Genomic DNA, 23,854 nt, shown 5'->3' with positions numbered 1-23,854 from the left:
GCCGCTGCAGCCGCAGCACCAGTTCGATCAGCTCTTCCTTCGTCAGGCGCTGCAAATCAGTGCGATCCATGGCCCCATGGATTCAGGCATTGAGCCTGCTGACAAGGGCGTGGGTAATTACTTCTGATGTGGTGAAACGCCCAACAATCATTCCTTGATCACCACCACATGTAGCCGCCGCGGGCCATGGGCGCCGAGCAGCAGGGTCTGCTCGATATCACCCGACCGGGACGGGCCGGTGATCCAGTTCACCGTGCGCGGTATGGTGCCCTTGCCATAGGCGAAGCGGACCCGGTTCCAGACGGATTCGTAGTCGCTGGCGATGTCCTTGGCCGAGACCACGATGATGTGATTGTCGGGCAGGAAGTTGAGGGTCGAGGGATTCTCAGGTCCCGACACCATCGCCAGCGTGCCGGATTCGGCAATGCCGCCGAAGGCGTGGCTCACGGCATTGAGGTCGCTGCCCTGGCTCGGGCCATGGGCAATCTCGAGGGTGGTCTCCGACCAGGGCATGGCCTTGAGGCGCGGATCGTCACCCATGCGCAGAGTCGCGGGCAGATTGTGGTTGCGCAGGAAGAGGGCGATGGATTGCGGTACCTCCGCCGGGGAGGCTACCTCCGTCACCGTGGCGAGCGCGGTTTCGACCATGGTCTTGAAGAGCGCGATCCGCTCCTCACCCGAAACCTGCCCGCGCTTGGGGATCACGCCCTTGGGCGCGCGTTCCAGATGGTCTGCCACGATCTGCTGGCGGATTTTCTCGCTGCCTTTGACGCCGAGAGACCGGCGAATGTTGGCGAAAATCTCGTCGCGGGCGCTCATGCGCGGGCTCCCTTGCGCTCGCGTTTCCAACGCTGCTGGAATGTCTCGCCCTGCGGGGCGGGGAAATCACGGTACTTGGTCCAGCCCTTGGCCATCGGCAGCCATGAGAAGCGTCCGCGCTGGCGGCCCGCAAGAGCCAGCGCGCCCATGGCGGCGCGGGTTGCGAGTCGGTAGAGGGCAGGGCGCTTGGCGAAGAAGCCCCAGAATTTCAGGCCCGAGCGCACGGTCGCCGGCGTCAGATGCCGTTCGAATTCCCGCTCGCGCCAGTGGCGCATGAGCTTGGGCAGTGGAATTCGTACCGGGCATACGCTCTCGCAGCGCCCGCAGAAGGTGGAGGCGTTGGGGAGATGCCCCGCCTTGTCGACGCCGATGAGCGAGGGTGTGAGCACCGCGCCCATGGGGCCGGGATAGACCCAGCCATAGGCGTGTCCGCCGACCGCGTGATAGACCGGGCAATGGTTCATGCAGGCGCCGCAGCGGATGCAGCGCAGCATCTCCTCGAAGCTCGTGCCGAGCATGGAGGAACGCCCATTGTCGATGAGAACCACGTGATAGTTCTCCGGCCCGTCTGCATCCGCGCTGCGGCGCGGGCCGGTGGAGAAGGTGGTGTAGACCGACATCTCCTGGCCGGTCGCCGAGCGGGCGAGCACGCGCAGGAGCTGGCTGACATCCTCCAGGGTCGGGACAAGCTTTTCCAGCGAGGCGAGCACGATATGCGTCTTCGGCAGGATCTGGGTCAGATCGCCGTTGCCCTCGTTCGTCACGATGATCGAGGTGCCGGTCTCGGCGACGAGGAAATTGGCGCCGGTAATGCCCACATCGGCCGCGAGAAAACGCTCGCGCAGCACGGCACGTGCTTCGGTCAGCAGCTGCACGGGCTCCGAGAGATCGCGCTTGGCGTCGAGATGGGTGTGAACGCGCCTGAAATCCTCTTCCACTTGGCTTGCGTTGAGATGGACGGCGGGCGCGATGATGTGGCTCGGCAACTCGTTGCGGAGCTGAATGATGTATTCGCCGAGATCCGTCTCGACCGGCCGGATGCCGTTCGCTTCCAGGTGATGGTTGATCCCGATCTCCTCGGAGATCATGGACTTGCCCTTGGTTACCGTCTTGGCACCAGCCTCGCGGCAGATCTGTAAGATGATGTCGCGGGCCTCGTCCGCGTTGCGGGCGAAATGCACATGCCCGCCGGAGGCTTGCACTTTCTCCTCGTAAGCTTCGAGGTAGAGGTCGAGATGCTCCAGCGTGTGGTTCTTGATGTCCCGTGCCGCATCCCGCAGCGCCTCGAATTCCGGCAGCTTGTCGGCCGCCGCCTGGCGCTTGTCGATGAAGCCCTGCTTCACGTTGCCCAGCGCCTTCTGCAGCTGATTGTCATTCAGCGCCCGCGCGGCATTCTGCTTGAACTGGGGAGATGTGGAATGAACGGTCATAGGTGAGTTTTACTTGACGGTTTCAGCTTTGGCGACACCGATCGGCGGCTCGTCGGTCATGCCGGCCAGAACCTCCGCCACGTGACGCACCTGGACCGGCTTGCCGTCGCGGGTGAGCTTGCCCGCCATGTTCATGAGGCAGCCGAGATCGCCCGCCAGCAGGGTTGGGGCGCGGGCCTCCTCGATGTTCTTGGCCTTGGCATCGACGATGGCGCCGGAGATATCGCTGTATTTGACGGCAAAAGTGCCGCCGAAGCCGCAGCAGACATCGCTGTCCTTCATCTCGACGAGGGTCAGGCCTCCCACGCTGGCGAGAAGCCGGCGCGGCTGGGTCTTCACGCCGAGTTCGCGCAAGCCCGAGCAGGAATCGTGATAGGTCACCGCGCCGTCGAAGGAGGCGTCGACCTTGGTGACCCCGAGCACGTCGACCAGGAAGCTCGTCAGCTCATAGGTCTTGACGGCGAGCGCATCGGCCTTGGCGCGCCAGTTCGGATCTTCCTCGAACAGTTCCGGGTAGTGGGTCTTGATCGTGCCGGCGCAGGAGCCGGAGGGAGCGACCACGTAGTCATAGCCGTGGAAGGCCTCGATCACCTGCATCGCCAGGTCCCGCGTCGTCCCCCGGTCACCCGAATTGTAGGCCGGCTGGCCGCAGCAGGTCTGGACGGGAGCATCGACGGTGCAGCCGGCATCCTCCAGGAGTTTGACGGCCGCAAAGCCCACGGACGGGCGCATCAGGTCAACGAGGCAGGTCACGAAAAGGCCGACCCGGGGCTTGCCGGGCCGGCCTTGGGAGGGCAGGTCGCTCATTGGGTCGCCTTCTTGCCCGAAGCGTCGAACTGCTTCAGATAGGCGACGAGGTCGTTGACCCGCTGCTCGTCCTTGAGGCCGGCATAGATCATCTTCGTGCCCGGAATCTTGGCCTTCGGATCCTTGATGTACTCCTTGAAGGTCGCCTCATCCCAGGTGATGCCGGAATTCTTGTTGGCGGGAGAATAGTTATAGCCCTCGATCGACCCCGAATGGCGGCCGAAGAGGCCGTTCAGAACCGGACCCACGGCATTCTTCGCGTTTTCTCCGGTTTGGTGGCAGGCCCGGCATTGCGCAAACACCTTCTCGCCGGCGGCTGCGTCCTGAGCCTGGGCAGACCCGAGCCCTGCGAGAAGCAGGGCGGCGGAAAGAACGAAGGAACGCATGAAAAACTCCTTTGCTGGACACCTGTCCCATCTTAGAGAGGTTCTACATTATTAGAAAACGCCATCAGGGAAAGCCGCCTTATTGTTAAGGTAGCCATACCTTGAACGCAGCGATGATTCCCCAGGGAGGGTGTCATGACCATTGCATTTCCGAAACCGGACGAAGCGGTTTTGGCGCGCCGGAAGGACATCGTCGAGGGTTTGGGACGCCTTGTCGCGTCGGAGGCTCTGATCGTGTCCGAGGATGAGCGCCGGGCCTTCGAGACCGATGGCCTGACCGCCTATCGTCAGATGCCGCTGGCCGTGGTGCTGCCTTCCACGACGGAGGAGGTCTCGGCCATCATGCGCTTCTGCCACGAGAATGGCGTGAAGGTGGTGCCGCGCGGGGCGGGAACCTCGCTCTGCGGCGGGGCCATTCCACAGGAAGATGCCATCGTGCTCGGCGTCGCCAAGATGAACCGGGTGCTGGACATCAATTTCGAGGGGCGCACGGCGCTCGTTCAATCGGGCATCACCAATCTCGGCATCAGCCAGGCTGTCTCTTATGAGGGCTTCTTCTATGCCCCCGATCCGTCGAGCCAGCTCGCCTGCACGATTGCCGGCAACATCGCGATGAATTCGGGCGGGGCCCATTGCCTGAAATACGGCGTGACCACCAACAATCTTCTGGGCGTCACCATGGTGCTCCTCGACGGTACGGTGGTGGAGATCGGCGGCGAGCATCTGGATGCGGCGGGCTACGATCTTCTCGGCCTCGTCTGCGGCTCGGAAGGCCAGCTCGGCGTGGTGACAGAAGCGGTGGTGCGGATCCTGCGTGCGGCCGAAGGCGCGCGGCCGGCTTTGTTCGGTTTCAGCTCGGTGGAGGATGCCGGCGCCTGCGTGGCGGCGATCATCGGAGCAGGCATCATTCCGGTGGCTCTCGAATACATGGACAAGCCCGCAATCCAGATCTGCGAGGCCTTTGCCCATGCGGGCTATCCGCTCGACGTGGAGGCCATGCTGATCGTCGAGGTCGAGGGCTCGGATGCGGAGATCGACGACATGCTCCGCCGCATCGTCGCCATTGCCGAGCCGTTCAGGCCGAAGACCATGAAGGTCTCGCAGTCCGAGGCCGAGAGCGCCGCGATCTGGAAGGGCCGCAAGTCGGCCTTCGGTGCGACTGGCCGCGTCGCCGATTACATCTGCATGGACGGCACGATCCCGACCGGCCAATTGCCTTACGTGCTCAATCGCATCGACGAGATCGTGAAATCCTACGGGCTCGGCGTCGCCAACGTGTTCCACGCCGGCGACGGCAATTTGCATCCGCTCGTCATGTTCAACACCAACGTGCCGGGCGAGATGGAGAAGGCCGAGAAGGCGGGCGAGGATATCCTCAAGCTCTGCGTCGAGGTCGGCGGCTGCCTGACCGGTGAGCATGGCGTCGGCATCGAGAAGCGTGATCTCATGACCCATCAGTTCAACACCACGGATCTGGAACAGCAGATGCGTGTGCGCGGCGTGTTCGACCCGCGCTGGCTGCTCAACCCCGCAAAGGTATTTCCGCTCGAAGGAAGGCTCGCCGCGTGACGACCCATACCCCCCGCGACGAGCAGGACGCTTCCATCATCATCCGCGAGGCTGCCGATAAAGGCACGCTTCTGAATGTTTCCGGCAATGGCACCAAGGCGCCGATGGGGCGTCCGAACCAGACCGATGCCTCGATCTCGTCGGCCGCCATGACCGGCATCACGCTCTACGAACCGGCGGAACTGGTGATCTCCGCCCGCAGCGGCACGCCGGTGCTGGAGGTCATGCGCGTATTGGCCGCGAAGGGACAGGAACTGCCGTTCGAGCCCATGGATTACCGCGCCGTTCTCGGCACCAAGGGTGAGCCGACCATCGGGGCGGTCGCGGCCATGAACATTTCCGGTCCGCGCCGCATAATGGCGGGGGCCGCCCGCGATAGTCTGATCGGGGTGCGCTTCGTCAACGGACGCGGCGAGGTGGTGAAGTCCGGTGGCCGTGTGATGAAGAACGTCACGGGCCTCGATCTCGTGAAGCTCATGGCAGGCTCCTGGGGCACGTTGGGTTTTCTCACCGAGGTCACCTTCAAGGTGCTGCCCAAACAGGAGCGCATGGCGACCCTCGTCATTCGCGGGCTCGACGACAAGCAGGCTATCGAGGCCCTGTCGATGGCGCTCGGATCGCCCTTCGACGTGACGGGCGCTGCGCATGTTCCGGACCGCGACCGGAAAGGTGGGAATACGCTGATCCGGCTCGGAGGTTTCAGGGTTTCCGTCGATTACCGCGTGAACGAACTCAAGCGCCTGCTGAAACGCTTCCGCTTCATGGACATTCTCGAAGGTGTCGGGGCCGAGGCGCTCTGGCAATCGGTGCGCGATGCGACGCTGCTGACCGATCAGGGCAATCGCGCGATCTGGCGTGTCTCCACCACCCCGACGAAAGGCCCCGATTTCGTTGCCCAGGTCGCGCAATCTCTCGATGCGCAATGGTTCTATGATTGGGGCGGCGGGCTCGTCTGGATCTCGACACCGATCGACGACGATGCGGGTGCCTCCGTCCTGCGCGAAGCGACCAGAACCTTCGGCGGCCACGCCACCCTCGTGCGTGCGCCGGCCGAGACCCGCTCCATTCTCGATGTGTTCGAGCCGCAATCCGAGGCGCTGATGACCATCACGCGCGGCATCAAGGCCTCCTTCGATCCCGCCGGAATTCTCAATCCGGGCCGGATGTATGCGGGAATCTGAGATGGCGGGTACGGCTTCTCTCGCGCCGGAGGCAAAGACCTCGAGCAGCTCGCGGACGGCGCTCATCGTCGGGCTCGTGCTCGGGCTCATCGCGCTCACCGCCGCCATTCTCCTGATGATGGGCCGCACGCCGATCTGCAAATGCGGCACGATCGAGCTGTGGCATGGGACCGTGAAGGATTCCGGCAATTCGCAGCACCTGACCGACTGGTACACGCCGTCTCACATCATCCACGGTTTCCTGTTCTATTGCGGAGCCTGGATGATCGGTATCCTGCGCGGAAGGGCACTTCCGCTCAGTGTCGCGCTCCTTCTCGCCATCGGTCTGGAGGCGGCGTGGGAAATCGCTGAGAACACCGACGCGGTCATCGAGCGCTATCGTGCAACGAACATCGCTCTCGATTATTATGGCGACAGCGTCATCAACTCGGTTTCGGACATTGTTGCCATGATCGCCGGCTTCGTGCTGGCGCGGTTCTGGCCGGTCTGGCTGACGGTTCTGGCAGCGGCGGTCATGGAAGCGTTCGTCGGGTTCTGGATCCGCGACAACCTGATCCTGAACATCATCATGCTGATCCATCCCGTTGAAGCCATCAATCAATGGCAAGGGGCGATGTGAGATAAAACAATGCAAACCAATTTCACGCCCGATCAGCTCAGAGATCCCGCCATGGCAAGTTCGGAGAAGATTCTCCGGACCTGCGTTCATTGCGGTTTCTGTACCGCCACATGCCCGACTTACCTGCTTCTCGGCGACGAGCTCGATTCCCCGCGCGGACGCATCTACCTGATGAAGGACATGCTGGAGAGCGGGAAGCCGGCCTCGCCGGAGGTGGTGAAGCATATCGACCGCTGCCTCTCGTGCCTGTCCTGCATGACGACCTGTCCATCCGGCGTGCATTACATGCATCTGGTCGATCACGCCCGCGCCTATATCGAGGCCACCTATACGCGGCCCTGGCATGACCGGCTCCTGCGCTGGGTGCTGGCGAGCGTTCTGCCCTATCCGGCCCGCTTCCGCTTCGCGCTCGGCGCGGCGATGCTGGCAAAGCCCCTCAAAGGCGTGATCGGCGCGCTGCCGCTTCTCGGTACCCGCCTGCAGGCGATGATCGATCTGGCGCCGGCGAAGGTCCCGGCCCGCTCGCCCTTCGACCAGCCCGATACTTTCAAGGCGCGTGGAGAGCGTCGGGGCCGGGTCGCCATCCTGTCCGGCTGCGCCCAGCCGGTGCTCAAACCCGGCTTCAACGAGGCCGCTATCCGCCTCCTCAACCGCCACGGCGTTGACGTGGTCCAGCCCAAGGGGGAGGGATGCTGCGGCGCGCTCGTCCACCACATGGGCCGCGATGAGGAGGCCCACGGCTTCGCCAAGCGCAATATCGATGCCTGGATCGCCGAGATGGATGGAGGGGGGTTAGACGCCATCATCATCACGGCGTCGGGCTGCGGTACGACGATCAAGGATTACGGCTTCATGTTCCGGGAGGACCCGGATTATGCCGAGAAAGCCGCCCGCGTCTCCGCCATTGCCAAGGACGTCACCGAATACGTCACGTCCCTGAAGCTCGTGGAGCCGGTGCGCGAGACGGATCTGGTGGTGGCCTACCATTCCGCCTGCTCCATGCAGCACGGGCAGGCGATCCGCACCGAGCCGAAGACGCTGCTGAAGCGGGCGGGCTTTACCGTGAAGGACGTTCCGGAAGGGCATATCTGCTGCGGCTCGGCCGGGACCTACAACCTGCTCCAGCCGGAGATCGCCGCGCAGCTCAGGGCGCGCAAGGTCGCCAATATCGAGCGCACCAAGCCCGACCTCATCGCCACCGGCAATATCGGCTGCATGACCCAGATCGGGAAGGGGACCGACATCCCCATTGTTCACACGATCGAGCTTCTCGACTGGGCGACTGGCGGCCCCATGCCGGAAACACTGGAGGCAGCAGGCTTTGGAAAGCGGGTCTCCCAGCCGTTAACCATCGCAGCAGAGTGAGGCTGCTACACTCTTACGCAACGAAATTTTATTTCCAAACTGCGGCCGTCTGAGCTAAAAGTTAGGAAAGTGTGAATTTCAGGGGCGTAAGGGCCGGCACATGTCTTCGGGTTGGACGTCGTTCAGGAATCGTTTTGGCAAGAAGCAGGATGGGGCTGCTTCCGATGGACTTCCTCAGGTTATCGATGGCCCTGAGGTTTCGGCGGCGCCTGCCGCTTCCCCTCCGGAAAAAGGCGAGACCATCGTCGTTCGCCCCAATGGCGCGCTGGATTCCGTCGGCCAGAAGAACGAGCTGATCCGCGTCCGCTTCGCCAACATGATCGACCGGCTGGAGGAAATCCGCAGCCTCAAGGAGGATTTCGCCCTCCTCAACGAGCCGGTGAACGACCTCATCCGCAGCTATCCCCAGCTTCAGTCGCGCCTTCTCGAAACCGAGGCGGTACTCAAGCAGGAAACCGAGACGACCATCGCCCTGCGCCGGGAGCTCGGCGACCTCAACAACCTTCATGCCCGTACGTCGGACGACCTGAACTCCGCCGTGTCCCAGCTGCGCAAGGCCGAGACCAGGGTCCGCGAGCAGGATTCTTTCATCGAGGACCTGCGCCTCAACGTGAAGGACAAGGAGGCCATCGTTGGCGACCTCGAGAACCAGCTCGCCATCGAGACCGAGCGCGCCCGCAACATCACGGAAGAGAACCAGGCCCTGCGTCTCGAAGCCCAGGAGGCCGACCAGACCGTGGCCCGCGCCGAGCGGGAGCTCATCGAGACCCGTGAGCGCAATGGCCTGCTCGATCACGAGGTCAAGCGCCTGCAGAAGGTGGCCGAGGAGCAGAACTATCGCCTCTCCAGCCTGACCAACCGTTATGGCGAGCTCGAGACCCAGCTCGAGTCCACGCGCCAGCGCGCCTCCGAACTCGAGACCAAGCTCATGGCCGAGCAGGTGCTGCGCCAGCGCCTGGAAACCCAGATCGATTCCGAGCGCTCGGCCCACCAGACCGATCTCTCGGCACTCGACATGAAGATCGAGGGCCTCAATTCCCGCCTCTCCGCCACGGACAAGATCCTGGCCCATACCCGCGACCAGTTGCGCGACAAGAACGAGGCCCTGCGCGGCGTCGAGCGCAATCTCAAAGAAACGACCATCGAGAAGAACACCCTCGACCGTCGCCTGGAGGCGACGCAGCAAGAGGTCGAGCGGCAGGTCGCCATGGTCAACGAGCTCCAGCGCTCGCGCATCGAGCTGCAGGAGCGTGTCGAGATGCTCAACAAGGCCATCGCGGCCAAGGACTTCCAGATCGAAAGCTCCGACAACAAGCTCGCCAGCCTCTCCGAGCGCATCGACCAGCTCACCAAGCGCTTCGACCAGGAGCGCAGCACGCTCGAATCCGCGAACCGGCGTCTCACCGAAGAGCTGCAGAACGAGAAGGCCGAGCGCTCCCTCGTGCAGGGCGCTCTTGAGATCGCCCGCGAAAGCCGGACCAAGATCCAGAAGAAATACGTGGCGCTGCGCAAGAAGACCCGTCTCGACACGCAGGAAGAGGACCCGATGCTCTTCGACGAGGACGAGATCGAGACGAATGTCCGGCCGTTGAAATCGCCGGACGCGGAATAAAACCTTTACCTCCAAAGCCCCGCAGAGTTGCGGGGCTTTTTTCTTTGGAGAGGGCGTTCACGAAGCACCGTGGGAGCGTCGTGTTTGATCGTATCGTCAGCACTCTCTCTCGTCATCACCGGCCCCGTGCCGGTGATCTCGATCCGAAAGGCCCTGTGCTTCACAGCATCGGGATGGCCGGCACAAGGCCGGCCATGACGTCGCGGTTGTCATCCCCGGCGAGCCGCAGGCGAGGGAGGGGGATCTACGATTAGGCACAAGCTATGGATTCCCTTCCCCTCCGCTGACGCTCCGGCCGGGAATGGCAATGCGAAGAACGATGTGACGAACGCATACAGCCGATTACTCCGCCGGCCTTGGCGAATGATCCGCTGCGCGCCACTTTGGGCCCATCGTCGAATCGCAAACGAAGGACCCCAGTGATGGCTCAGCATCCTGCAATCGCCTCTGGCCGCGTCGCCGTCATCACCGGAGCCGCGAGCGGCATCGGGCTTGCGGCCGCCAAAAGGTTCGCGGAGCTCGGCATGAAAGTCTGCCTTGCGGATCTGGAAGGCGAAGCGCTCCGGCGCAGCGCGGAGGACGTGGCACGCATTGCCGGCAAACCGGAGAACGTCCTTGCGGTCGCGACCGATGTCGGGCGGCTGGAGGGTGTCGGGAACCTCAAGGAGAAGGCCTACGCCGCTTTCGGCGAGGTCGCCGTGCTGATGAACAATGCCGGGACCGAGAGCGGCGGGCAGATGTTCGGCGACCTGACACGCTGGCGCGCCATTCTGGAGACCAATCTCTGGGGCGTCATCAACGGCGTGCAGGTCTTCGCGCCGGCCATGCTCGACCAGAAAAGCCCTTGCGCGATCATCAATACGGGATCGAAGCAGGGCATCACCACGCCGCCGGGCAATACCGCCTACAACATCTCCAAGGCCGGCGTGAAGGTCTTCACCGAGGCGCTGGCGCATGACTTGCGCAACCGGCCCGATTGTCAGGTGAGCGCGCATCTTTTCATCCCGGGCTTCGTCTATACGGGCTTCACCAAGGCGAGAGGCATTTCCGAGAGACCGGCCGGTGCCTGGGAGCCGGAACAGGTCATCGATTTCCTGCTGCAGGCTCTGGAGCGAAACGACTTCTACGTGCTCTGCCCCGACAACGAGACGACGCGGGAGATGGACGAGAAGCGCATCCGCTGGGCCGCCGAGGACATCATCGAAAACCGCCCGCCGCTCTCGCGCTGGCATCCGGACTACAAGGATGCTTTCGCGAAAGTGATGGAAGGTTAGGGGGATTCAGTCGTGAGTTTCGATCCGGCAGCCTTCCGGCATCAGGTCAAGGCGATCCTCGACGATCACACCCGTGCCTTCGGGGTGCCCGATGAACGACACGCCGTTCTCCGTCGCCAGATCGCAAGCGGGGATGACATTCATTCCCGCCGTACCTTTCCGGGCCATGTCACGACATCGGCCTTCATCCTCGACCGGACGGGGCAGAACATCCTCCTGATCCACCACCGCTCTCTCGACCGCTGGCTGCAGCCGGGTGGCCATTATGAGGCGCCGGAGGGTCTGCCGGACTCGGCTCTTCGGGAGGCGGTGGAAGAGACCGGCTTGCATGGACTTGTGATCGACCCGTGGCATGACATATCCGGCATGCCCATCGACATCGACAGCCACCGTATCCCGGCACGGCCCGAGCGGAATGAGCCCGAGCATTGGCATCACGATATCCGCTATGTTGTGAGAGCAGGGGAGGGCAGTGCCCTTAGGCCCGATCTGCGGGAGGTGCATGGTGCCGAATGGCGCGACCTTCAGGATTTGGAAAGTATCGCACCGCAGGCGCTGCAGAATATGCGCAAGCTCGGCCTTGTCAGCCCCTAACAAAAGCCGGGGCCATGCTTACATCCTCCTCCAACGATCGATTGCAGGAGGCATGCCATGAACGATCAGGAACGCCAGGTCATCAACGATATCTTCGGACGCCTGGAGCAGGTGGCGAACCAGCCGCGCGATCCGGAGGCCGAGCGCGTCATTGCCGAGAAGCTGCGCCAGCAGCCCTACGCACCCTATGCTCTGGCGCAGGCAGTCTTCGTTCAGGAACAGGCCCTGGCCAATCTTCAGGCCGAGAACGAGCAGCTGCGTGCCGAGCTCGATCGCGCCAGCCGCCAGCCGCAGCAGGGCGGTTTTCTGTCCAGCATCTTCGGCGGTGGCGGTGCATCGCGTCCACCGGGACCGGCCTATAATGCGCCGCCGGCCCGACAGGCCTCGCCCTGGGACCACGCCCCACAACATCCGCAGCAGCATTACGGTGCTCCCCAGGGCGGCATGATGGGCGGCGTGCCCGGCCCATGGGGCGGCATGCAGCGCGGCGGTGGAGGCGGCTTCCTCGGAACCGCCCTCTCGACAGCGGCGGGCGTTGCCGGCGGCGTGATGATCGCGAATGCCCTGAGCCATGCCTTCAGCGGCGAGAACAATCCGTTGAGCAATGCCGCATCTGCGGCCGGTCTCGGCGGTGCCGACCAAGCGGCGGAAGCCGGCAATGCCGGCATCACGGATTCTCTCCATCAAGACGCGAGCCAGCAGGAAGATCAGGGCGATTTCTCCGACTTCGGCGGCGATGGCGGAGACGAGGGCGATTGGGCTTAAAGGTCGCTCACCTGCGTTCGGAAGCGCCCGCCACTCGGCGGGCGTTTTGTTTCAGTGGCCGGCGGTCTTCGAGAACACGTTGATGATCAGCACGCCCGCTAGGACGAGCGCCATGCCGATGACGGCGGGCAGGTCCAATGCCTGGCGATAGAGGAACAAGCCCACAAGCGCGATCAGCACGATGCCGACTCCGGACCAGATCGCATAGGCGATGCCGATGGGAATCGTGCGCATGGTCAGGGACAGGCAGTAGAAGGCCAGTCCATAGCCGACGATCACGATGACGGAGGGCCAGAAACGCGTGAAGCCTTCCGCCGCCTTCAACGCCGATGTGGCGATGACTTCGCTGATAATGGCGGCGAAGAGATAGGCGTAGTTCATGGCATTCCTCATGCGATGGGCGATGCCGCCTTAGATCAGACCGCGTGCGATTCTCAAAAGCGAATGGCCGGGGCGAGCCCGGCCATCGCAAGCAATGATGAGACGCGATGATTGGTGCGATCAGATCACGATGACTCTCGTTCCGACCTTCACGCGGTTATAGAGATCGACCACGTCCTCGTTGAGCATGCGGATGCAGCCGGAGGAGACAGCCTGTCCGATGGTGTGCGGCTCGTTGGTGCCGTGGATGCGGTAGAGCGAAGAGCCGAGATAAAGGGCCCGCGCGCCGAGCGGGTTGTCCAGTCCGCCTTCCATGAAGCGGGGGAGGTCGGGACGGCGGCGTCGCATCTCGGCCGGCGGACGCCAGGACGGCCATTCGCGCTTCATCGAAACCGTCTTACGGCCGGCCCATTCGAAGCCGGGACGCCCCACACCGATGCCATAGCGGATGGCGCGTCCGCCCGACTGGACGAGATAGAGGAATTTGTCGTTCGTATTGATGATGATCGTGCCCGGGTTCTCGTGGCCGCGATAGGATACGAACTGGCGCTGGAACTGCGGCGCGATCGCATAATCGATGCTGTTGTCGTATCCCGTGCCGTTCCCGTAATCCTGCGGCAGGGACGCGACTACGCTGCCCGTGGACTGCACGTCGTAAGGATAGACGGCCCCGCGATAGGCCCGAGCGCGAGAGGCAGGGCGCGTCACGAGAGAATAATTCTCGGCATAGCCATCCTCCGTGTGTGCATAGGGATAATCGTAGCCCGGAGAGATGTAGGTGTTGCCGTAGAAATGGCCATCCCTGGCGATGGGCTGTGCGGAGGCCGCGGCAGGAAGAAGGACGGCCAAAAGCATTGCGGAGCAAGGGATCCAAGCGCGCATCGAAGTATCCTCGTCTGTGTTTTGCAGAATAACGGGAAGCGCGGCTTTTGTTTCCGCCAAGCTCGATGAATTTATGCGTAAGTCGGAAGAGCGCTTTCCTGTCGATGCGCTGAAAAGAGGGGTGAAGCCTCAAGGAAAGTGCTGTAAGAGCCTCTTTTCTCGAAGGCGCTCATCCCGGACGCCGGTTTTCACATCGTCGTGACATCATGAAATTCGGTCCCGCCCTGCGGGCGGCCGCGGGCATCGCGGTTCTGTCCATCATGGATGCGGTCATCAAGGGGATGTCCGCCCATTACCCCACCTTCCAGGTCGCCTTCCTGCGTTTCGCCTGCGGCTCGCTGGTCGTGGCCGGTGTGGTCGCTGTCCTGAAGCCCGGCTGGCCGAGCCGCGAGACCATCGCGGCCAACTCACTCCGCTCGGTGATCGCAGTCGTGACGGCGGTGAGCTTCTTCTACGCGCTGGGTCAGTTGCCCCTGGCCGAAACCCTCGTGCTGTCGTTCCTGTCGCCAATGTTCATCGCCCTGTTCGGGATGCTGCTGTTGCGGGAGAGGGTCGATGCCCGCATCGTCGGCGCCATTGCCATCGGTTTCGCCGGAACGCTCGTCGTCGTTCTCGGTCAGACAGGGGAGGCCGGTGCCGCCCGCTCTTGGGCCGGAGTCGCCGCAGCACTGACATCGGCGGTGACATACGCGCTCAGCCTCGTGCTATTGCGCCAGCGCGCCCAGCGGGACAAGTTCCTGCATATCGTCATCTTCCAGAATTTCGGGCCGTTCATCCTGGTCGCGCCATTCGGCCTCTGGGTCTGGCAGCCCCTGGATTATACCCATCTGGCCTGGTTCATGCTCATGGGCGTTCTCGGCGTGATCGGTCACGTGCTCATGGCGACGGCCTATGCCAAGGCGGAAGCCGCGCGGCTGGCTCCGCTCGAATACACCGCCCTGATCTGGGCGGTGCTGATCGGCTACGGGGTCTTCAGTGAGATCCCCGCCTGGGCGACGCTCGGCGGCGGCATTCTCATTGTCGCCGCCGCGATGCTGACATCCAAACGTTAGGCCGCCTTACGGGCGGCCGCGTCGAAGATCATGCAGGTTTCGGTGCCGTGGGCGAGAAGTCGGCCCTTGGCATCGAAGAGCTTGCCCTCCGAGGTGGCGAGCGTACCGCCGCGATGGACCAGGGCACCCTCGCAGGTGACCTTGCCCATGTTCGGCAGGATCGGGCGAACAAAGTTGAGCTTCATCTCCACCGTCGTATAGCCCTGGCCGGCCAACAGAGTCGTGTGGACGGCGCAGGCCATGGCGCTGTCGAGGATGGCGGAGGTCCAGCCGCCATGGATGGTCCCGAGCGGATTGAAGAAGGCTTCCGTCGGCTCGCCCTCGAAGATCACCCGGCCCTCCTCCACATGGGTCATGTAGACATTGGTCGAGCGCGAGAAGGGTGGGGCCGGGTGGCGGCCCTCGAGCATGTTGCGCAGGAAGGTGAGCCCCGGCTCGGCCGTCAGAACGTCCCGTGACACGATTCCATGAACCCGCTCAAGCATCGCCATCTCCATCTGTGCATCTACACAGTATGGCAGGACTTGAGGTGGCGCAATGGCTTTCAAGAAGGGTAGGTCGCCTTGCATAGGGCGCGCATGGCCCTGCGGGCCTCCTCTGCATCCGTGTCCTTGAGCTTGGATTCCAGCTGGCCCTGCGCCTGCTGCCAGAGCGGGATAGCCGCTTCCAGGATGGCTTGTCCGGCAGGCGTCAGCCTGTGCCGCAGGCCGCGGCCGTTACCTGGGATGGGTTCGATCCAGCCGTTCTGGGTCAGGACCTTCAGGTTGCGCACGAGGGTCGTGCGTTCCAGCCCGAGCCGGTCGGCCAGAACGGTCTCGGAGGCCGTCGTCCCATGGCCGATGGCGCCGAGGATGCCGAATTGGGGGAGCTTCAGGCCCAGAGGGCGAAGCGCCGCCTCATAGGTCCGGCTCAGGAGACGGGCCGTCATACGGGCATGGAGGGCGAAACAGGTTCGGCCGATGGCTTCCAGGTCGGTCATGAAACGATCATGCCCCGTGCCTATGAGGGGTCAAGGCTCTCTTTTTGCGGCTGACCTTAAGGCAGATGTCTTGACTCCCTGTCGGCATATGCCTATCTCGCGGCCAGCGTTAGCACTCATCAGTGAACAGTGCTAACAGCCGCAAGACCAGGGTACAGCCAGAGGGGCTGTGCCAAAAGTCAAAGGGGAAGTTCCATGAAGTTCCGTCCGCTGCACGACCGTGTTGTCGTCCGCCGCATCGAGGCCGAAGAGAAGACGGCCGGCGGCATCATCATCCCGGACACCGCCAAGGAAAAGCCGCAAGAGGGCGAAGTCGTCGCCGTCGGCCCCGGCGCCCGTGACGAGAGCGGCAAGGTCGTCGCCCTCGACGTGAAGGCCGGCGACCGCGTGCTCTTCGGCAAGTGGTCCGGCACCGAGGTGCGGATCGACGGTCAGGATCTCCTGATCATGAAGGAATCTGACATCATGGGCGTCGTCGCGAAGTAAGTTCGCCAAAAGCCCTTTCCTGAATTTTTTGAACATACCTGGAGGCAAAGCCCATGGCTGCCAAAGACGTTAAGTTCTCCTCCGATGCTCGCGACAAGATGCTGCGCGGCGTCGACATCCTCGCCGATGCCGTGAAGGTCACCCTGGGCCCCAAGGGCCGCAACGTGGTGATCGAGAAGTCCTTCGGCGCTCCGCGCATCACGAAGGACGGCGTCACCGTCGCCAAGGAAATCGAGCTCGCCGACAAGTTCGAGAACATGGGCGCCCAGATGGTGCGCGAAGTGGCGAGCAAGACCAACGACATCGCCGGTGACGGCACCACCACCGCGACGGTTCTGGCTCAGGCCATCGTCCGCGAGGGCGCCAAGGCGGTTGCCGCCGGCATGAACCCGATGGACCTCAAGCGCGGCATCGATCTCGCCACTGCCGAGGCCGTGAAGGACATCCAGTCCCGCGCCAAGAAGGTGAAGTCCTCCGACGAGGTCGCCCAGGTCGGCACGATTTCCGCCAACGGCGACAAGGACATCGGCGAGATGATCGCCCATGCCATGCAGAAGGTCGGCAACGAGGGTGTCATCACCGTCGAGGAAGCCAAGACCGCCGAGACCGAGCTCGATGTCGTCGAGGGCATGCAGTTCGACCGCGGCTACCTCTCGCCGTACTTCATCACCAACGCCGAGAAGATGGTGGCCGAGCTCGAGGACCCTTACATCCTCATCCACGAGAAGAAGCTCTCCTCGCTCCAGCCGATGCTGCCGATCCTCGAGGCTGTCGTTCAGACCGGCAAGCCGCTCCTTATCATCGCTGAGGACGTGGAAGGTGAGGCTCTCGCCACCCTCGTGGTCAACAAGCTGCGTGGCGGCCTCAAGATCGCGGCCGTGAAGGCTCCGGGCTTCGGCGACCGCCGCAAGGCCATGCTCGAGGACATCGCCGTTCTCACCGCCGGCCAGACGATCTCCGAAGACCTCGGCATCAAGCTCGAGACCGTGTCCCTGCCGATGCTCGGCCGCGCCAAGCGCGTCCGCATCGAGAAGGAAAACACCACGATCATCGACGGTGCCGGCCAGAAGGCCGACATCGAGGCCCGTGTGGCTCAGATCAAGGCGCAGATCGAGGAGACCACCTCGGACTACGACCGTGAGAAGCTGCAGGAGCGTCTCGCCAAGCTCGCAGGCGGCGTCGCGGTGATCCGCGTCGGCGGCGCGACCGAGATCGAGGTGAAGGAGAAGAAGGACCGCGTTGACGACGCTCTGAACGCCACCCGCGCTGCGGTGGAAGAGGGTATCGTTCCCGGCGGCGGCACGGCTCTGCTGCGCGCCAAGGGTGCGGTCGCGAAGCTCACGACCGACAACCCGGACGTCCAGGCCGGTATCAAGATCGTCCTGCGCGCTCTCGAGGCTCCGATCCGTCAGATCGCCGAGAACGCTGGTGTCGAAGGCTCCATCGTCGTCGGCAAGATCAACGACAACACGAAGTCCGACACCTTCGGCTTCAACGCCCAGACGGAAGAGTTCGTGGACATGCTCCAGGCCGGTATCGTCGATCCGGCGAAGGTCGTCCGCACGGCTCTGCAGGACGCCGCTTCGGTCGCTGGCCTGCTCGTCACCACCGAGGCCATGGTTGCCGAGGCTCCGAAGCGTGAAAGCGCTCCGGCGATGCCGGGCGGTGGCATGGGCGGCATGGGTGGCATGGACTTCTAAGAAGTCCTCGCACCGCGCGAATAAAAAGAAGCCCCGGAGCAATCCGGGGCTTTTTCGTTGTCCGAAGGAATGCTGCGATCCGCGTTAAGCGGCTTGCTTCAGGCCTTCGGCCTCGAGGGCTTGCTGCACGCTCGGGCGCGATGCGACGCGGGCCTGGAAAGCTTGCAAGTTCGGGAACGGCGACAGGTCGATGCCGTGGAAGTTCGTCCAGTTGACGACGGTGAAGAGATAGGCGTCGGCGATGGTGAACTTGGAGCCCGTCAGGAACGGCTGCGAGGCGAGTTTCTCGTCGAGATAGGAGAAGCGAGCGGCAAGACGCTCCTTCGTGGCGGCCTTCATCGCATCCGGAGTGGCCGGGTTCCACAGGGGCCCGAAGCCCTTGTGGATCTCGGTGCTGATGAAGCCGAGCCATTCCAGCAGGCGATAACGCTCCATGGTGCCGTGGGCGGGCGCAAGATCCGTCCCGGGCTGGCTGTCCGCCAGATATTGGATGATGGCGCTGGCCTCGGTGAGCACGGGCCCGTCCTTCAGGCCGAGCGCCGGAACATAGCCCTTCGGGTTGATGGTGGCGAAGCTAGCGCCGGTCTCGGTGGTGCGACTGGCGAGATCGACCTTTTCGAGGGTGAGCGGAATGCCGGCCTCGCGGGCCACAATGTGGGGTGCGAGCGAGCAGGCGCCGGGATAGTAGTAAAGCTTCATGATAATATCCTTGTTGGTGGATCAGGCTGCAGTCTTGAGTCTTTTTCCATGCAAGTGCATAGATATTTGATGTAGGTGCATGGGCCTGTCAACTTCAATGCAATTGCATTGAATCCAACAAGGGTTTGCCCGAATGCAAGAACCGTCTGCCGCCGTCATCAAGGCCTGGGGGCGCCTGATCCGAGCCGAGCGCACCGTGGTCGGGCGCATTGAGGCAGAGCTGAAAAATGCCGGCTTGCCATCGCTGCACTGGTACGACGTGCTGCTCGAGCTCAAACGCGGACCGGATGGGCGGCTCACGCCGAGAGAGATCGAGGAGGCGGGGCTGTTCGAGCAGTACAATCTCTCGCGGCTGCTCGATCGGATGGAGACCGAGGGCCTTGTCCACCGCATCCCCTTTCCCGGGGACAAGAGACGCCAGCTGATCGAGATCACCGATAAGGGCAGGGCGCTGCAGGAGCGCATGTGGCAGGTCTATGGAGCCGCCATCAACCGATTCATTGGGGCGAAACTCGGAGAGAAGGAAGCAGGCCAGCTGTCTACCCTGTTGCTCAAGCTGGTTCAGGAGTGAGGACTGCAGCGGCGACATCGCCACATTTCGGAAAACGATCTGCCCCGATCCGCGTTCATGTGTATACGGCTAAGAATTGCGTAGCTGAGCGAGGGCTATACCGTGAGAGCAGGGCGATCAATCTTGTCGATATGGCGGAGCCTGCCACAGGCTCTTGTGATCGTACAGCTTGCTTTGTCCGGCCTTTGGCTGACGACCATGGCTCCCGCCTATGCCACATCCGAACCCAGGCCAAGCTCCGCGTCGATCCGCACGCCTGATTTCGACGAGAGCGTCCAATGGTACCAGGACAAGCTGGCCTTCCGGCTCCTCGGCAGCCAGAGTCTCGTTCCCGGGCGGCGGGCTGTGCTGGAGCGGAGCGGATTCCTGCTCGAGATCAACGAGACCGATCACATCCTGTCGTCGGAGCCCGACACCACGGCGGCGGTTCAGGTCACGAAGGTTCCTGTCGTCAGCGTGCTCGTGCCGGATGTGGATCAGGAAGTAGCCCGCCTGCGCCGCATGGGCGTCGATATCCTCCAGCCTCCGGAGGACGATCTGGACGGAACCTACCGGACAGCTCAGATCAAGGACAACGGACGCCACAGGATCGAGCTGCGCGAGCCTCTCGACGATCCGGCGCGTTTCAACCCGATGGGGCGCTGAAACGGTCCCGCTTTTTTCGCCCCGATGGGAATAAAGCTTCCTGACGCGTGTCTCTGAGATCATGGTCATCATCGACCGCGGGAGGATATCCATGAAGCTGTTTCTGCGTCCGGCCATCCTGGCAGGGACCCTCGTTGCCGCATCCGTCGCACTCGCGCAAACCGCAGCTCCCGCGAAGGTGGCGGATACGAGCAAGGGCAAGGCCCTCGTCGATGCCAAGGGCATGACCCTCTACACCTTCGACCGCGACACGACCGGCAAGTCCGCCTGCAACGGCCAATGCGCCCAGAACTGGCCGCCCCTCATGGCGGCGGCGGGCGCTGCCGCATTGGGCGACTGGAGCGTCGTGACCCGCGACGACGGCGCCAAGCAATGGGCCTACAAGGGAAAGCCGCTCTATCTCTGGGTCAAGGATACCAAACCGGGCGAGGTCACCGGCGATGGCGTCAACAATGTCTGGCATATCGCCGCGCCTTGATACTTGCAGGACGAGCAGGTTCATCGTTGAATGATGCTGCCAACTGAGAATTGACCTTGGACGAGATCGCTTTCCTTCTCGAGCCGCAGATTCCAGGCTTGCGTCGCTATGCCTGGGCTCTCCTGCGCGACTGCGAGGCAGCGGACGATCTCGTCCAGGATACCCTGGAGCGTGCGATCAGCCGTTGGAACCAGCGGCGCGAGGGCGATCTGAGAGCTTGGCTCTTCACCATTCAGCGCAACCTGTTCATCAACGGCGTACGCCAGCGCAAGGCGCGCGGCACGCGCGTGGGAGAGGAGGTTCTCAACGATGTTCAGGCGCCCGAGATGAGTCCCGAGAGTCATGCCGGCCTGCACGATGTTTTGAAGGGGCTCGATGCCTTGCCGGAGGAGCAACGCTCCATTCTGCTGCTGGTCGGCGTCGAGGACCTGTCTTACGAACAGGCCGCGCAGGTACTGGACATCCCGGTCGGTACGGTGATGTCGCGCCTAAGTCGGGCGCGGGCGCGTCTGAGAGAGTTCATGGAGACCGGACGCGGCGCCGTCTTGAGGAGAGTGAAGTGACGGGCGAGCGACCCATCGGAGAAGACGATCTGCAGGCCCTGGTCGATGGCCGGCTCTCATCCTCGCGGCGTGATGCGGTGAAGGCTTATCTCGCCGATCATCCGGCAACCGCCGAACAGGTGGAGCGCGAAATCGAGCACCGCGAGGCGCTGCGCACGCGGCTGGCCTTCAAGGCTCAGGAGCCCATTCCCTCACGCTTGCGCATCACCAATCTCGTTGCCGCACGACGCCGCTCTCCGCTGGTTCGCCCTGCCGCTTTCGCCGCCGCATTGGCATGGCTTGCGATCGGCGGAATCCTTGGCGCTTGGGGCGGGGTCTGGTGGACCTCCCGTGCGTATATGCAGGCGGCGGCTCTGAGCGTTGCCGATAACGCCATTGCGGCGCATCGCATCTATGTCGGCGAGCGATTGCATCCGGTGGAAGTTCCCGCCGATCAGGAAGCGCATCTCGTGCAATGGCTGTCGCGTCGTGTGGGCAAGCCGCTGATAGCGCCGAACCTGAATGCCCAAGGCTACCGCCTGATCGGCGGGCGACTGCTTCCCGACAGCGGCGAGGCGGCGGCGCAATTCATGTATGAGAATGTAGGCGGCAACCGCCTTACGCTCTATGCGCGCTCGGGAGGAAACGAGGCGCAGACATCCTTCCGCTTCGAGGAGCAGGATGGTGTGTCCGCATTCTCCTGGATCGACAAGGGATTGTCTTACGTGGTCTCTGCCAAAGCAGATCGTGCTCAGCTCCTGCCAATTGCCGAAGCGATCTACAAGCAGTTCGAAGCGACAAGCGACCCTGCGAAGGGCCGCTTGTAGCATCCATTGTGATGTTTAGGCGAAGATGGCGGGATCGGGCCCGACACGACCGGAGGCATCATCGAGGCCTTCAATCACGCGCATATCGTCCGCATCGAGCTTGAAGTCGAACAGGTCGATGTTCTCGCGCATGCGGGAGGGCGTCGCGGATTTGGGAATGACGACGAGGCCGTTGTCCAAGTGCCACCGCAGAATGACCTGAGCCGGCGTCTTGCCGTATTTGCCGCCAATGGCGGCGAGGGTCTCGTCAGCCACGAGGGTGCCCTGTCCGAGCGGGCTCCAGGATTCCGTGACGATCCCGTTCTTGGCATGGAGCGCGCGCAGTTCCTTCTGCTGGAAGCGGGGGTGCAGCTCGATCTGGTTGACCGAAGGCGTCACGCCCGACTCGTCGATCAGCCGCTGCAGATGCTGCGTCATGAAGTTCGATACGCCGATGGACTTCGCGCGCCCATCCTGCTTCAGCTTGATCAGCGCGCGCCACGTATCGCGATAGGCCTCGCTGCCGGCAACGGGCCAGTGGATGAGATAGAGATCCACGGTATCGAGCGCGAGACGGGCCAGACTCTCGTCGAAGGCGCGCAGGGTTTCGTCATAGCCATGTCGATCGTTCCAGACCTTCGTGGTGATGAAGAGTTCCTCACGCGAAACGGGCGCTGCCTTGATGGCCTCTCCCACGCCTTCCTCGTTGCCGTAGATGGCCGCCGTATCGATGGAGCGGTAGCCGGCCTTGATGGCCTCGCCGACCACAGTCTTGGCTTCCTCGTTGGAGACCCGCCAGACGCCATAGCCGACTTGCGGCATGGCGTTTCCATCGTTCAGGCGGACGGTAGGGATGGTCGACATGGACTGCTCCATTGATAGTGAGGCAGGAAGGTAGAGCTCATTCGAACTAAGCAAATAGTGATCGCCTCGGGCGAACGCCATGCCGGAACCGGCATGACCACCCTGCGTTGCAATTCCGGCACACCATTCTCTTGGCGCAGGAGCTCTCCTTGTCCATTCCAGAAGCGCGGAAGGGCACGCCCGACCCGACCCTCGACCAGGCTGAGTTCCGAAAACGGTTTCTCCAACAATTCCAGGACCCTGCCTTCGAACCGCTGACCGTCGAGCTTCAGCGGGTCGCCGATGCGGCCTGGGACGCCTATAGCCATCACCGGAAAAGCCCCAGGACCCGCAAGGCAGGTTCCGGCTTTTCTGACCCCGAATATGATCTCGCCATCGATTGGATCGCCGCGAAGGAAGCGGTCGATCTCGCGCAGAAGCGGCATGAGGATCCGAACGGTCCAGCTCGCTTTCTCGTGATCGCAGCCTCCTCCCGCAGCGAGCACACCTGCCCTGGCGAGATGTCCAAGAGCTACCGCCTCGTGGACATCGCCCATCAGGTTCTCGCGAGTGCCGGGAACACCGAGGTCGACATCCTCGAGTTGAGCCGTCTCGCCGCCGAGTACGGCCGTCACATCCATCCCTGTAAGGCCTGCTTCTCGACGGCGGCGGCTTTGTGCCACTGGCCCTGTTCCTGCTATCCCAACTACTCTCTCGGCCAGACGCAGGACTGGATGAACGAGATCTATCCTCGCTGGGTCGAAGCCCATGGGGTGATGATTGTCACGCCCGTCAATTGGTATCAGGTCTCATCGCCCTTGAAGCTGATGATGGACCGGCTCGTCTGCGCCGATGGCGGCAATCCGGATCCAACCTCGACGCAAGGCAAGAAAACGGATCTTGCGAAGGAGCTTGAACTGAAGGGCTGGGACTATCCCAAGCACCTGGAAGGCAGGCTCTTTTCGGTCATCGTGCACGGCGACACCGAAGGCGCCGGCGGCGTTCGCCGGAGTCTGTCGGATTGGCTGCGCGCCATGGATCTTGTGCCCGCCGGAGGAGCAGCGGCGCTCGACCGCTATATTGGCTACTGGAAGCCCTATGCGACCAGCCATGAGGAGCTCGATCAGGATCAGGCCGTGCAGGAGGAGGTGCGCAACGCTGCCTGGACGTTGCTGGAGGCGGTGAAGGCTAAGCGCGCCGGAAAGTTCGTCACCGCCGGAGAGGACTTGAAGGAGCCGCGACAGAAATAGTGCATGGTTCGAGCACTAGCGCATCGTGCGGACCCCGGGGGCCGCGCCAGCGAAAAGTGGACCCGGTTTTCCGCGCCCAATGATGCGCTTACCAAAGGAGGGAGCATCGGACCCAAAAG

27 protein-coding genes are annotated in these 23,854 nt (G+C 63.1%); 17 read left to right on the top strand and 10 right to left on the bottom strand.

The window, feature by feature from the left end:
* Nucleotides 1–147: 147 nt before the first annotated feature.
* From ACS5Q1_RS12150 to ACS5Q1_RS12135, 4 genes are read right to left on the bottom strand one after another with little or no spacing between them, the layout of a single operon-like run.
* Nucleotides 148–819, bottom strand: a complete 672-nt coding sequence (locus tag ACS5Q1_RS12150) for a LutC/YkgG family protein (protein WP_473098444.1) — start codon at nt 817–819, stop codon at nt 148–150.
* Nucleotides 816–2,249 (bottom strand): LutB/LldF family L-lactate oxidation iron-sulfur protein, encoded by a 1,434-nt coding sequence (locus ACS5Q1_RS12145; RefSeq protein ID WP_473098443.1) that lies wholly within the window; start codon nt 2,247–2,249, stop codon nt 816–818. The genes ACS5Q1_RS12150 and ACS5Q1_RS12145 overlap by 4 nt, the downstream gene beginning before the upstream one ends.
* A 9-nt stretch (nt 2,250–2,258) precedes the next feature.
* A complete protein-coding gene (locus ACS5Q1_RS12140; protein ID WP_473098442.1) occupies nt 2,259–3,056 on the bottom strand; it encodes a (Fe-S)-binding protein in 798 nt (265 codons plus the stop codon).
* Complete coding sequence (locus ACS5Q1_RS12135) at nt 3,053–3,442, bottom strand: c-type cytochrome (protein ID WP_473098441.1); 390 nt, start codon at nt 3,440–3,442, stop codon at nt 3,053–3,055. The genes ACS5Q1_RS12140 and ACS5Q1_RS12135 overlap by 4 nt, the downstream gene beginning before the upstream one ends.
* 135 nt (nt 3,443–3,577) lie before the next feature.
* Between ACS5Q1_RS12135 and ACS5Q1_RS12130 the strand changes: the two genes are divergently transcribed.
* From ACS5Q1_RS12130 to ACS5Q1_RS12095, 8 genes are all read left to right on the top strand, one after another.
* Nucleotides 3,578–5,011, top strand: a complete 1,434-nt coding sequence (locus tag ACS5Q1_RS12130) for an FAD-linked oxidase C-terminal domain-containing protein (protein ID WP_473098440.1) — start codon at nt 3,578–3,580, stop codon at nt 5,009–5,011.
* Complete coding sequence (gene glcE, locus ACS5Q1_RS12125; RefSeq protein WP_473098439.1) at nt 5,008–6,192, top strand: glycolate oxidase subunit GlcE; 1,185 nt, start codon at nt 5,008–5,010, stop codon at nt 6,190–6,192. The genes ACS5Q1_RS12130 and glcE overlap by 4 nt, the downstream gene beginning before the upstream one ends.
* A gap of 1 nt (nt 6,193) precedes the next feature.
* On the top strand, nt 6,194–6,811 hold the full coding sequence (locus ACS5Q1_RS12120) for a DUF2585 domain-containing protein (RefSeq protein ID WP_473098438.1): 618 nt from the start codon (nt 6,194–6,196) through the stop codon (nt 6,809–6,811).
* A 9-nt stretch (nt 6,812–6,820) separates the two neighbouring features.
* Nucleotides 6,821–8,176 (top strand): glycolate oxidase subunit GlcF, encoded by a 1,356-nt coding sequence (gene glcF / locus ACS5Q1_RS12115; protein WP_473098437.1) that lies wholly within the window; start codon nt 6,821–6,823, stop codon nt 8,174–8,176.
* 100 nt (nt 8,177–8,276) lie between these two features.
* Nucleotides 8,277–9,788 carry a hypothetical protein gene (locus ACS5Q1_RS12110; protein WP_473098436.1) on the top strand — a complete coding sequence of 504 codons (1,512 nt, stop codon included), beginning with the start codon at nt 8,277–8,279 and terminating at the stop codon, nt 9,786–9,788.
* A gap of 422 nt (nt 9,789–10,210) precedes the next feature.
* Nucleotides 10,211–11,062, top strand: a complete 852-nt coding sequence (locus ACS5Q1_RS12105; RefSeq protein WP_473098435.1) for an SDR family NAD(P)-dependent oxidoreductase — start codon at nt 10,211–10,213, stop codon at nt 11,060–11,062.
* A gap of 12 nt (nt 11,063–11,074) precedes the next feature.
* Complete coding sequence (locus ACS5Q1_RS12100; protein WP_473098434.1) at nt 11,075–11,656, top strand: NUDIX hydrolase; 582 nt, start codon at nt 11,075–11,077, stop codon at nt 11,654–11,656.
* A 57-nt stretch (nt 11,657–11,713) separates the two neighbouring features.
* On the top strand, nt 11,714–12,421 hold the full coding sequence (locus tag ACS5Q1_RS12095) for a DUF2076 domain-containing protein (RefSeq protein WP_473098433.1): 708 nt from the start codon (nt 11,714–11,716) through the stop codon (nt 12,419–12,421).
* 51 nt (nt 12,422–12,472) lie between these two features.
* On the opposite strand, the gene ACS5Q1_RS12090 is transcribed toward ACS5Q1_RS12095, so the two are convergent.
* Nucleotides 12,473–12,802: a DMT family transporter gene (locus tag ACS5Q1_RS12090; protein WP_473098432.1), complete on the bottom strand. Its 330-nt coding sequence runs from the start codon at nt 12,800–12,802 to the stop codon at nt 12,473–12,475.
* A gap of 120 nt (nt 12,803–12,922) precedes the next feature.
* Nucleotides 12,923–13,684: a L,D-transpeptidase gene (locus tag ACS5Q1_RS12085; RefSeq protein ID WP_473098431.1), complete on the bottom strand. Its 762-nt coding sequence runs from the start codon at nt 13,682–13,684 to the stop codon at nt 12,923–12,925.
* Between the two features lie 206 nt (nt 13,685–13,890).
* Between ACS5Q1_RS12085 and ACS5Q1_RS12080 the strand changes: the two genes are divergently transcribed.
* Nucleotides 13,891–14,736, top strand: a complete 846-nt coding sequence (locus ACS5Q1_RS12080) for a DMT family transporter (protein ID WP_473098430.1) — start codon at nt 13,891–13,893, stop codon at nt 14,734–14,736.
* On the opposite strand, the gene ACS5Q1_RS12075 is transcribed toward ACS5Q1_RS12080, so the two are convergent.
* The gene (locus tag ACS5Q1_RS12075; RefSeq protein ID WP_473098429.1) at nt 14,733–15,221 is read right to left on the bottom strand and encodes a PaaI family thioesterase; all 489 of its coding nucleotides are present in this window, start codon (nt 15,219–15,221) and stop codon (nt 14,733–14,735) included. The two genes, ACS5Q1_RS12080 and ACS5Q1_RS12075, sit on opposite strands and share 4 nt — an antisense overlap.
* A gap of 59 nt (nt 15,222–15,280) precedes the next feature.
* Nucleotides 15,281–15,715 carry a MarR family winged helix-turn-helix transcriptional regulator gene (locus ACS5Q1_RS12070; RefSeq protein ID WP_473098428.1) on the bottom strand — a complete coding sequence of 145 codons (435 nt, stop codon included), beginning with the start codon at nt 15,713–15,715 and terminating at the stop codon, nt 15,281–15,283.
* Nucleotides 15,716–15,910: 195 nt separating this feature from the next.
* On the opposite strand from ACS5Q1_RS12070, the gene groES reads away from it, so the two are divergent.
* Complete coding sequence (groES, locus tag ACS5Q1_RS12065; protein ID WP_203440895.1) at nt 15,911–16,201, top strand: co-chaperone GroES; 291 nt, start codon at nt 15,911–15,913, stop codon at nt 16,199–16,201.
* A 53-nt stretch (nt 16,202–16,254) separates the two neighbouring features.
* Nucleotides 16,255–17,901: a chaperonin GroEL gene (gene groL, locus ACS5Q1_RS12060; RefSeq protein WP_473098427.1), complete on the top strand. Its 1,647-nt coding sequence runs from the start codon at nt 16,255–16,257 to the stop codon at nt 17,899–17,901.
* 84 nt (nt 17,902–17,985) lie between these two features.
* On the opposite strand, the gene gstA is transcribed toward groL, so the two are convergent.
* A complete protein-coding gene (gene gstA, locus ACS5Q1_RS12055) occupies nt 17,986–18,600 on the bottom strand; it encodes a glutathione transferase GstA (protein ID WP_473098425.1) in 615 nt (204 codons plus the stop codon).
* Between the two features lie 133 nt (nt 18,601–18,733).
* On the opposite strand from gstA, the gene ACS5Q1_RS12050 reads away from it, so the two are divergent.
* The 5 genes from ACS5Q1_RS12050 (at nt 18,734) to ACS5Q1_RS12030 (ending at nt 21,663) form a co-directional block, all read left to right on the top strand.
* Nucleotides 18,734–19,171, top strand: a complete 438-nt coding sequence (locus ACS5Q1_RS12050) for a MarR family winged helix-turn-helix transcriptional regulator (protein WP_473098424.1) — start codon at nt 18,734–18,736, stop codon at nt 19,169–19,171.
* Nucleotides 19,172–19,294: 123 nt separating this feature from the next.
* Nucleotides 19,295–19,816, top strand: coding sequence for a VOC family protein (locus tag ACS5Q1_RS12045; RefSeq protein ID WP_473098423.1), 522 nt, complete (start codon nt 19,295–19,297; stop codon nt 19,814–19,816).
* 91 nt (nt 19,817–19,907) lie between these two features.
* Nucleotides 19,908–20,294, top strand: a complete 387-nt coding sequence (locus ACS5Q1_RS12040; protein WP_473098422.1) for a COG4315 family predicted lipoprotein — start codon at nt 19,908–19,910, stop codon at nt 20,292–20,294.
* Between the two features lie 56 nt (nt 20,295–20,350).
* A complete protein-coding gene (locus ACS5Q1_RS12035) occupies nt 20,351–20,857 on the top strand; it encodes a sigma-70 family RNA polymerase sigma factor (RefSeq protein ID WP_473098421.1) in 507 nt (168 codons plus the stop codon).
* Nucleotides 20,854–21,663 (top strand): anti-sigma factor family protein, encoded by an 810-nt coding sequence (locus tag ACS5Q1_RS12030; protein ID WP_473098420.1) that lies wholly within the window; start codon nt 20,854–20,856, stop codon nt 21,661–21,663. The genes ACS5Q1_RS12035 and ACS5Q1_RS12030 overlap by 4 nt, the downstream gene beginning before the upstream one ends.
* A gap of 15 nt (nt 21,664–21,678) precedes the next feature.
* Here ACS5Q1_RS12030 and ACS5Q1_RS12025 read toward each other — a convergent pair whose 3' ends face one another.
* Nucleotides 21,679–22,506, bottom strand: a complete 828-nt coding sequence (locus ACS5Q1_RS12025) for an aldo/keto reductase (RefSeq protein ID WP_203440887.1) — start codon at nt 22,504–22,506, stop codon at nt 21,679–21,681.
* A 149-nt stretch (nt 22,507–22,655) separates the two neighbouring features.
* Here ACS5Q1_RS12025 and ACS5Q1_RS12020 point away from each other — a divergent pair, with 149 nt between their 5' ends.
* Nucleotides 22,656–23,735 (top strand): flavodoxin family protein, encoded by a 1,080-nt coding sequence (locus tag ACS5Q1_RS12020; protein ID WP_473098419.1) that lies wholly within the window; start codon nt 22,656–22,658, stop codon nt 23,733–23,735.
* Nucleotides 23,736–23,854 lie beyond the last annotated feature (119 nt).

The sequence above is a fragment of the Microvirga sp. GN3 genome (assembly GCF_055792825.1).
This window is presented reverse-complemented; position numbering and strand designations above follow the sequence as displayed.

Excerpts from the sequence above, each read along its gene's own strand:
- ACS5Q1_RS12150 (WP_473098444.1), bottom strand. The coding sequence starts at position 819 with ATGAGCGCCCGCGACGAGATTTTCGCCAACATTCGCCGGTCTCTCGGC.
- ACS5Q1_RS12145 (WP_473098443.1), bottom strand. The coding sequence starts at position 2,249 with ATGACCGTTCATTCCACATCTCCCCAGTTCAAGCAGAATGCCGCGCGG.
- ACS5Q1_RS12140 (WP_473098442.1), bottom strand. The coding sequence starts at position 3,056 with ATGAGCGACCTGCCCTCCCAAGGCCGGCCCGGCAAGCCCCGGGTCGGC.
- ACS5Q1_RS12135 (WP_473098441.1), bottom strand. The coding sequence starts at position 3,442 with ATGCGTTCCTTCGTTCTTTCCGCCGCCCTGCTTCTCGCAGGGCTCGGG.
- ACS5Q1_RS12130 (WP_473098440.1), top strand. The coding sequence starts at position 3,578 with ATGACCATTGCATTTCCGAAACCGGACGAAGCGGTTTTGGCGCGCCGG.
- ACS5Q1_RS12120 (WP_473098438.1), top strand. The coding sequence starts at position 6,194 with ATGGCGGGTACGGCTTCTCTCGCGCCGGAGGCAAAGACCTCGAGCAGC.
- glcF (WP_473098437.1), top strand. The coding sequence starts at position 6,821 with ATGCAAACCAATTTCACGCCCGATCAGCTCAGAGATCCCGCCATGGCA.
- ACS5Q1_RS12110 (WP_473098436.1), top strand. The coding sequence starts at position 8,277 with ATGTCTTCGGGTTGGACGTCGTTCAGGAATCGTTTTGGCAAGAAGCAG.
- ACS5Q1_RS12105 (WP_473098435.1), top strand. The coding sequence starts at position 10,211 with ATGGCTCAGCATCCTGCAATCGCCTCTGGCCGCGTCGCCGTCATCACC.
- ACS5Q1_RS12095 (WP_473098433.1), top strand. The coding sequence starts at position 11,714 with ATGAACGATCAGGAACGCCAGGTCATCAACGATATCTTCGGACGCCTG.
- ACS5Q1_RS12090 (WP_473098432.1), bottom strand. The coding sequence starts at position 12,802 with ATGAACTACGCCTATCTCTTCGCCGCCATTATCAGCGAAGTCATCGCC.
- ACS5Q1_RS12085 (WP_473098431.1), bottom strand. The coding sequence starts at position 13,684 with ATGCGCGCTTGGATCCCTTGCTCCGCAATGCTTTTGGCCGTCCTTCTT.
- ACS5Q1_RS12080 (WP_473098430.1), top strand. The coding sequence starts at position 13,891 with ATGAAATTCGGTCCCGCCCTGCGGGCGGCCGCGGGCATCGCGGTTCTG.
- ACS5Q1_RS12075 (WP_473098429.1), bottom strand. The coding sequence starts at position 15,221 with ATGCTTGAGCGGGTTCATGGAATCGTGTCACGGGACGTTCTGACGGCC.
- ACS5Q1_RS12070 (WP_473098428.1), bottom strand. The coding sequence starts at position 15,715 with ATGACCGACCTGGAAGCCATCGGCCGAACCTGTTTCGCCCTCCATGCC.
- groES (WP_203440895.1), top strand. The coding sequence starts at position 15,911 with ATGAAGTTCCGTCCGCTGCACGACCGTGTTGTCGTCCGCCGCATCGAG.
- groL (WP_473098427.1), top strand. The coding sequence starts at position 16,255 with ATGGCTGCCAAAGACGTTAAGTTCTCCTCCGATGCTCGCGACAAGATG.
- gstA (WP_473098425.1), bottom strand. The coding sequence starts at position 18,600 with ATGAAGCTTTACTACTATCCCGGCGCCTGCTCGCTCGCACCCCACATT.
- ACS5Q1_RS12050 (WP_473098424.1), top strand. The coding sequence starts at position 18,734 with ATGCAAGAACCGTCTGCCGCCGTCATCAAGGCCTGGGGGCGCCTGATC.
- ACS5Q1_RS12040 (WP_473098422.1), top strand. The coding sequence starts at position 19,908 with ATGAAGCTGTTTCTGCGTCCGGCCATCCTGGCAGGGACCCTCGTTGCC.
- ACS5Q1_RS12025 (WP_203440887.1), bottom strand. The coding sequence starts at position 22,506 with ATGTCGACCATCCCTACCGTCCGCCTGAACGATGGAAACGCCATGCCG.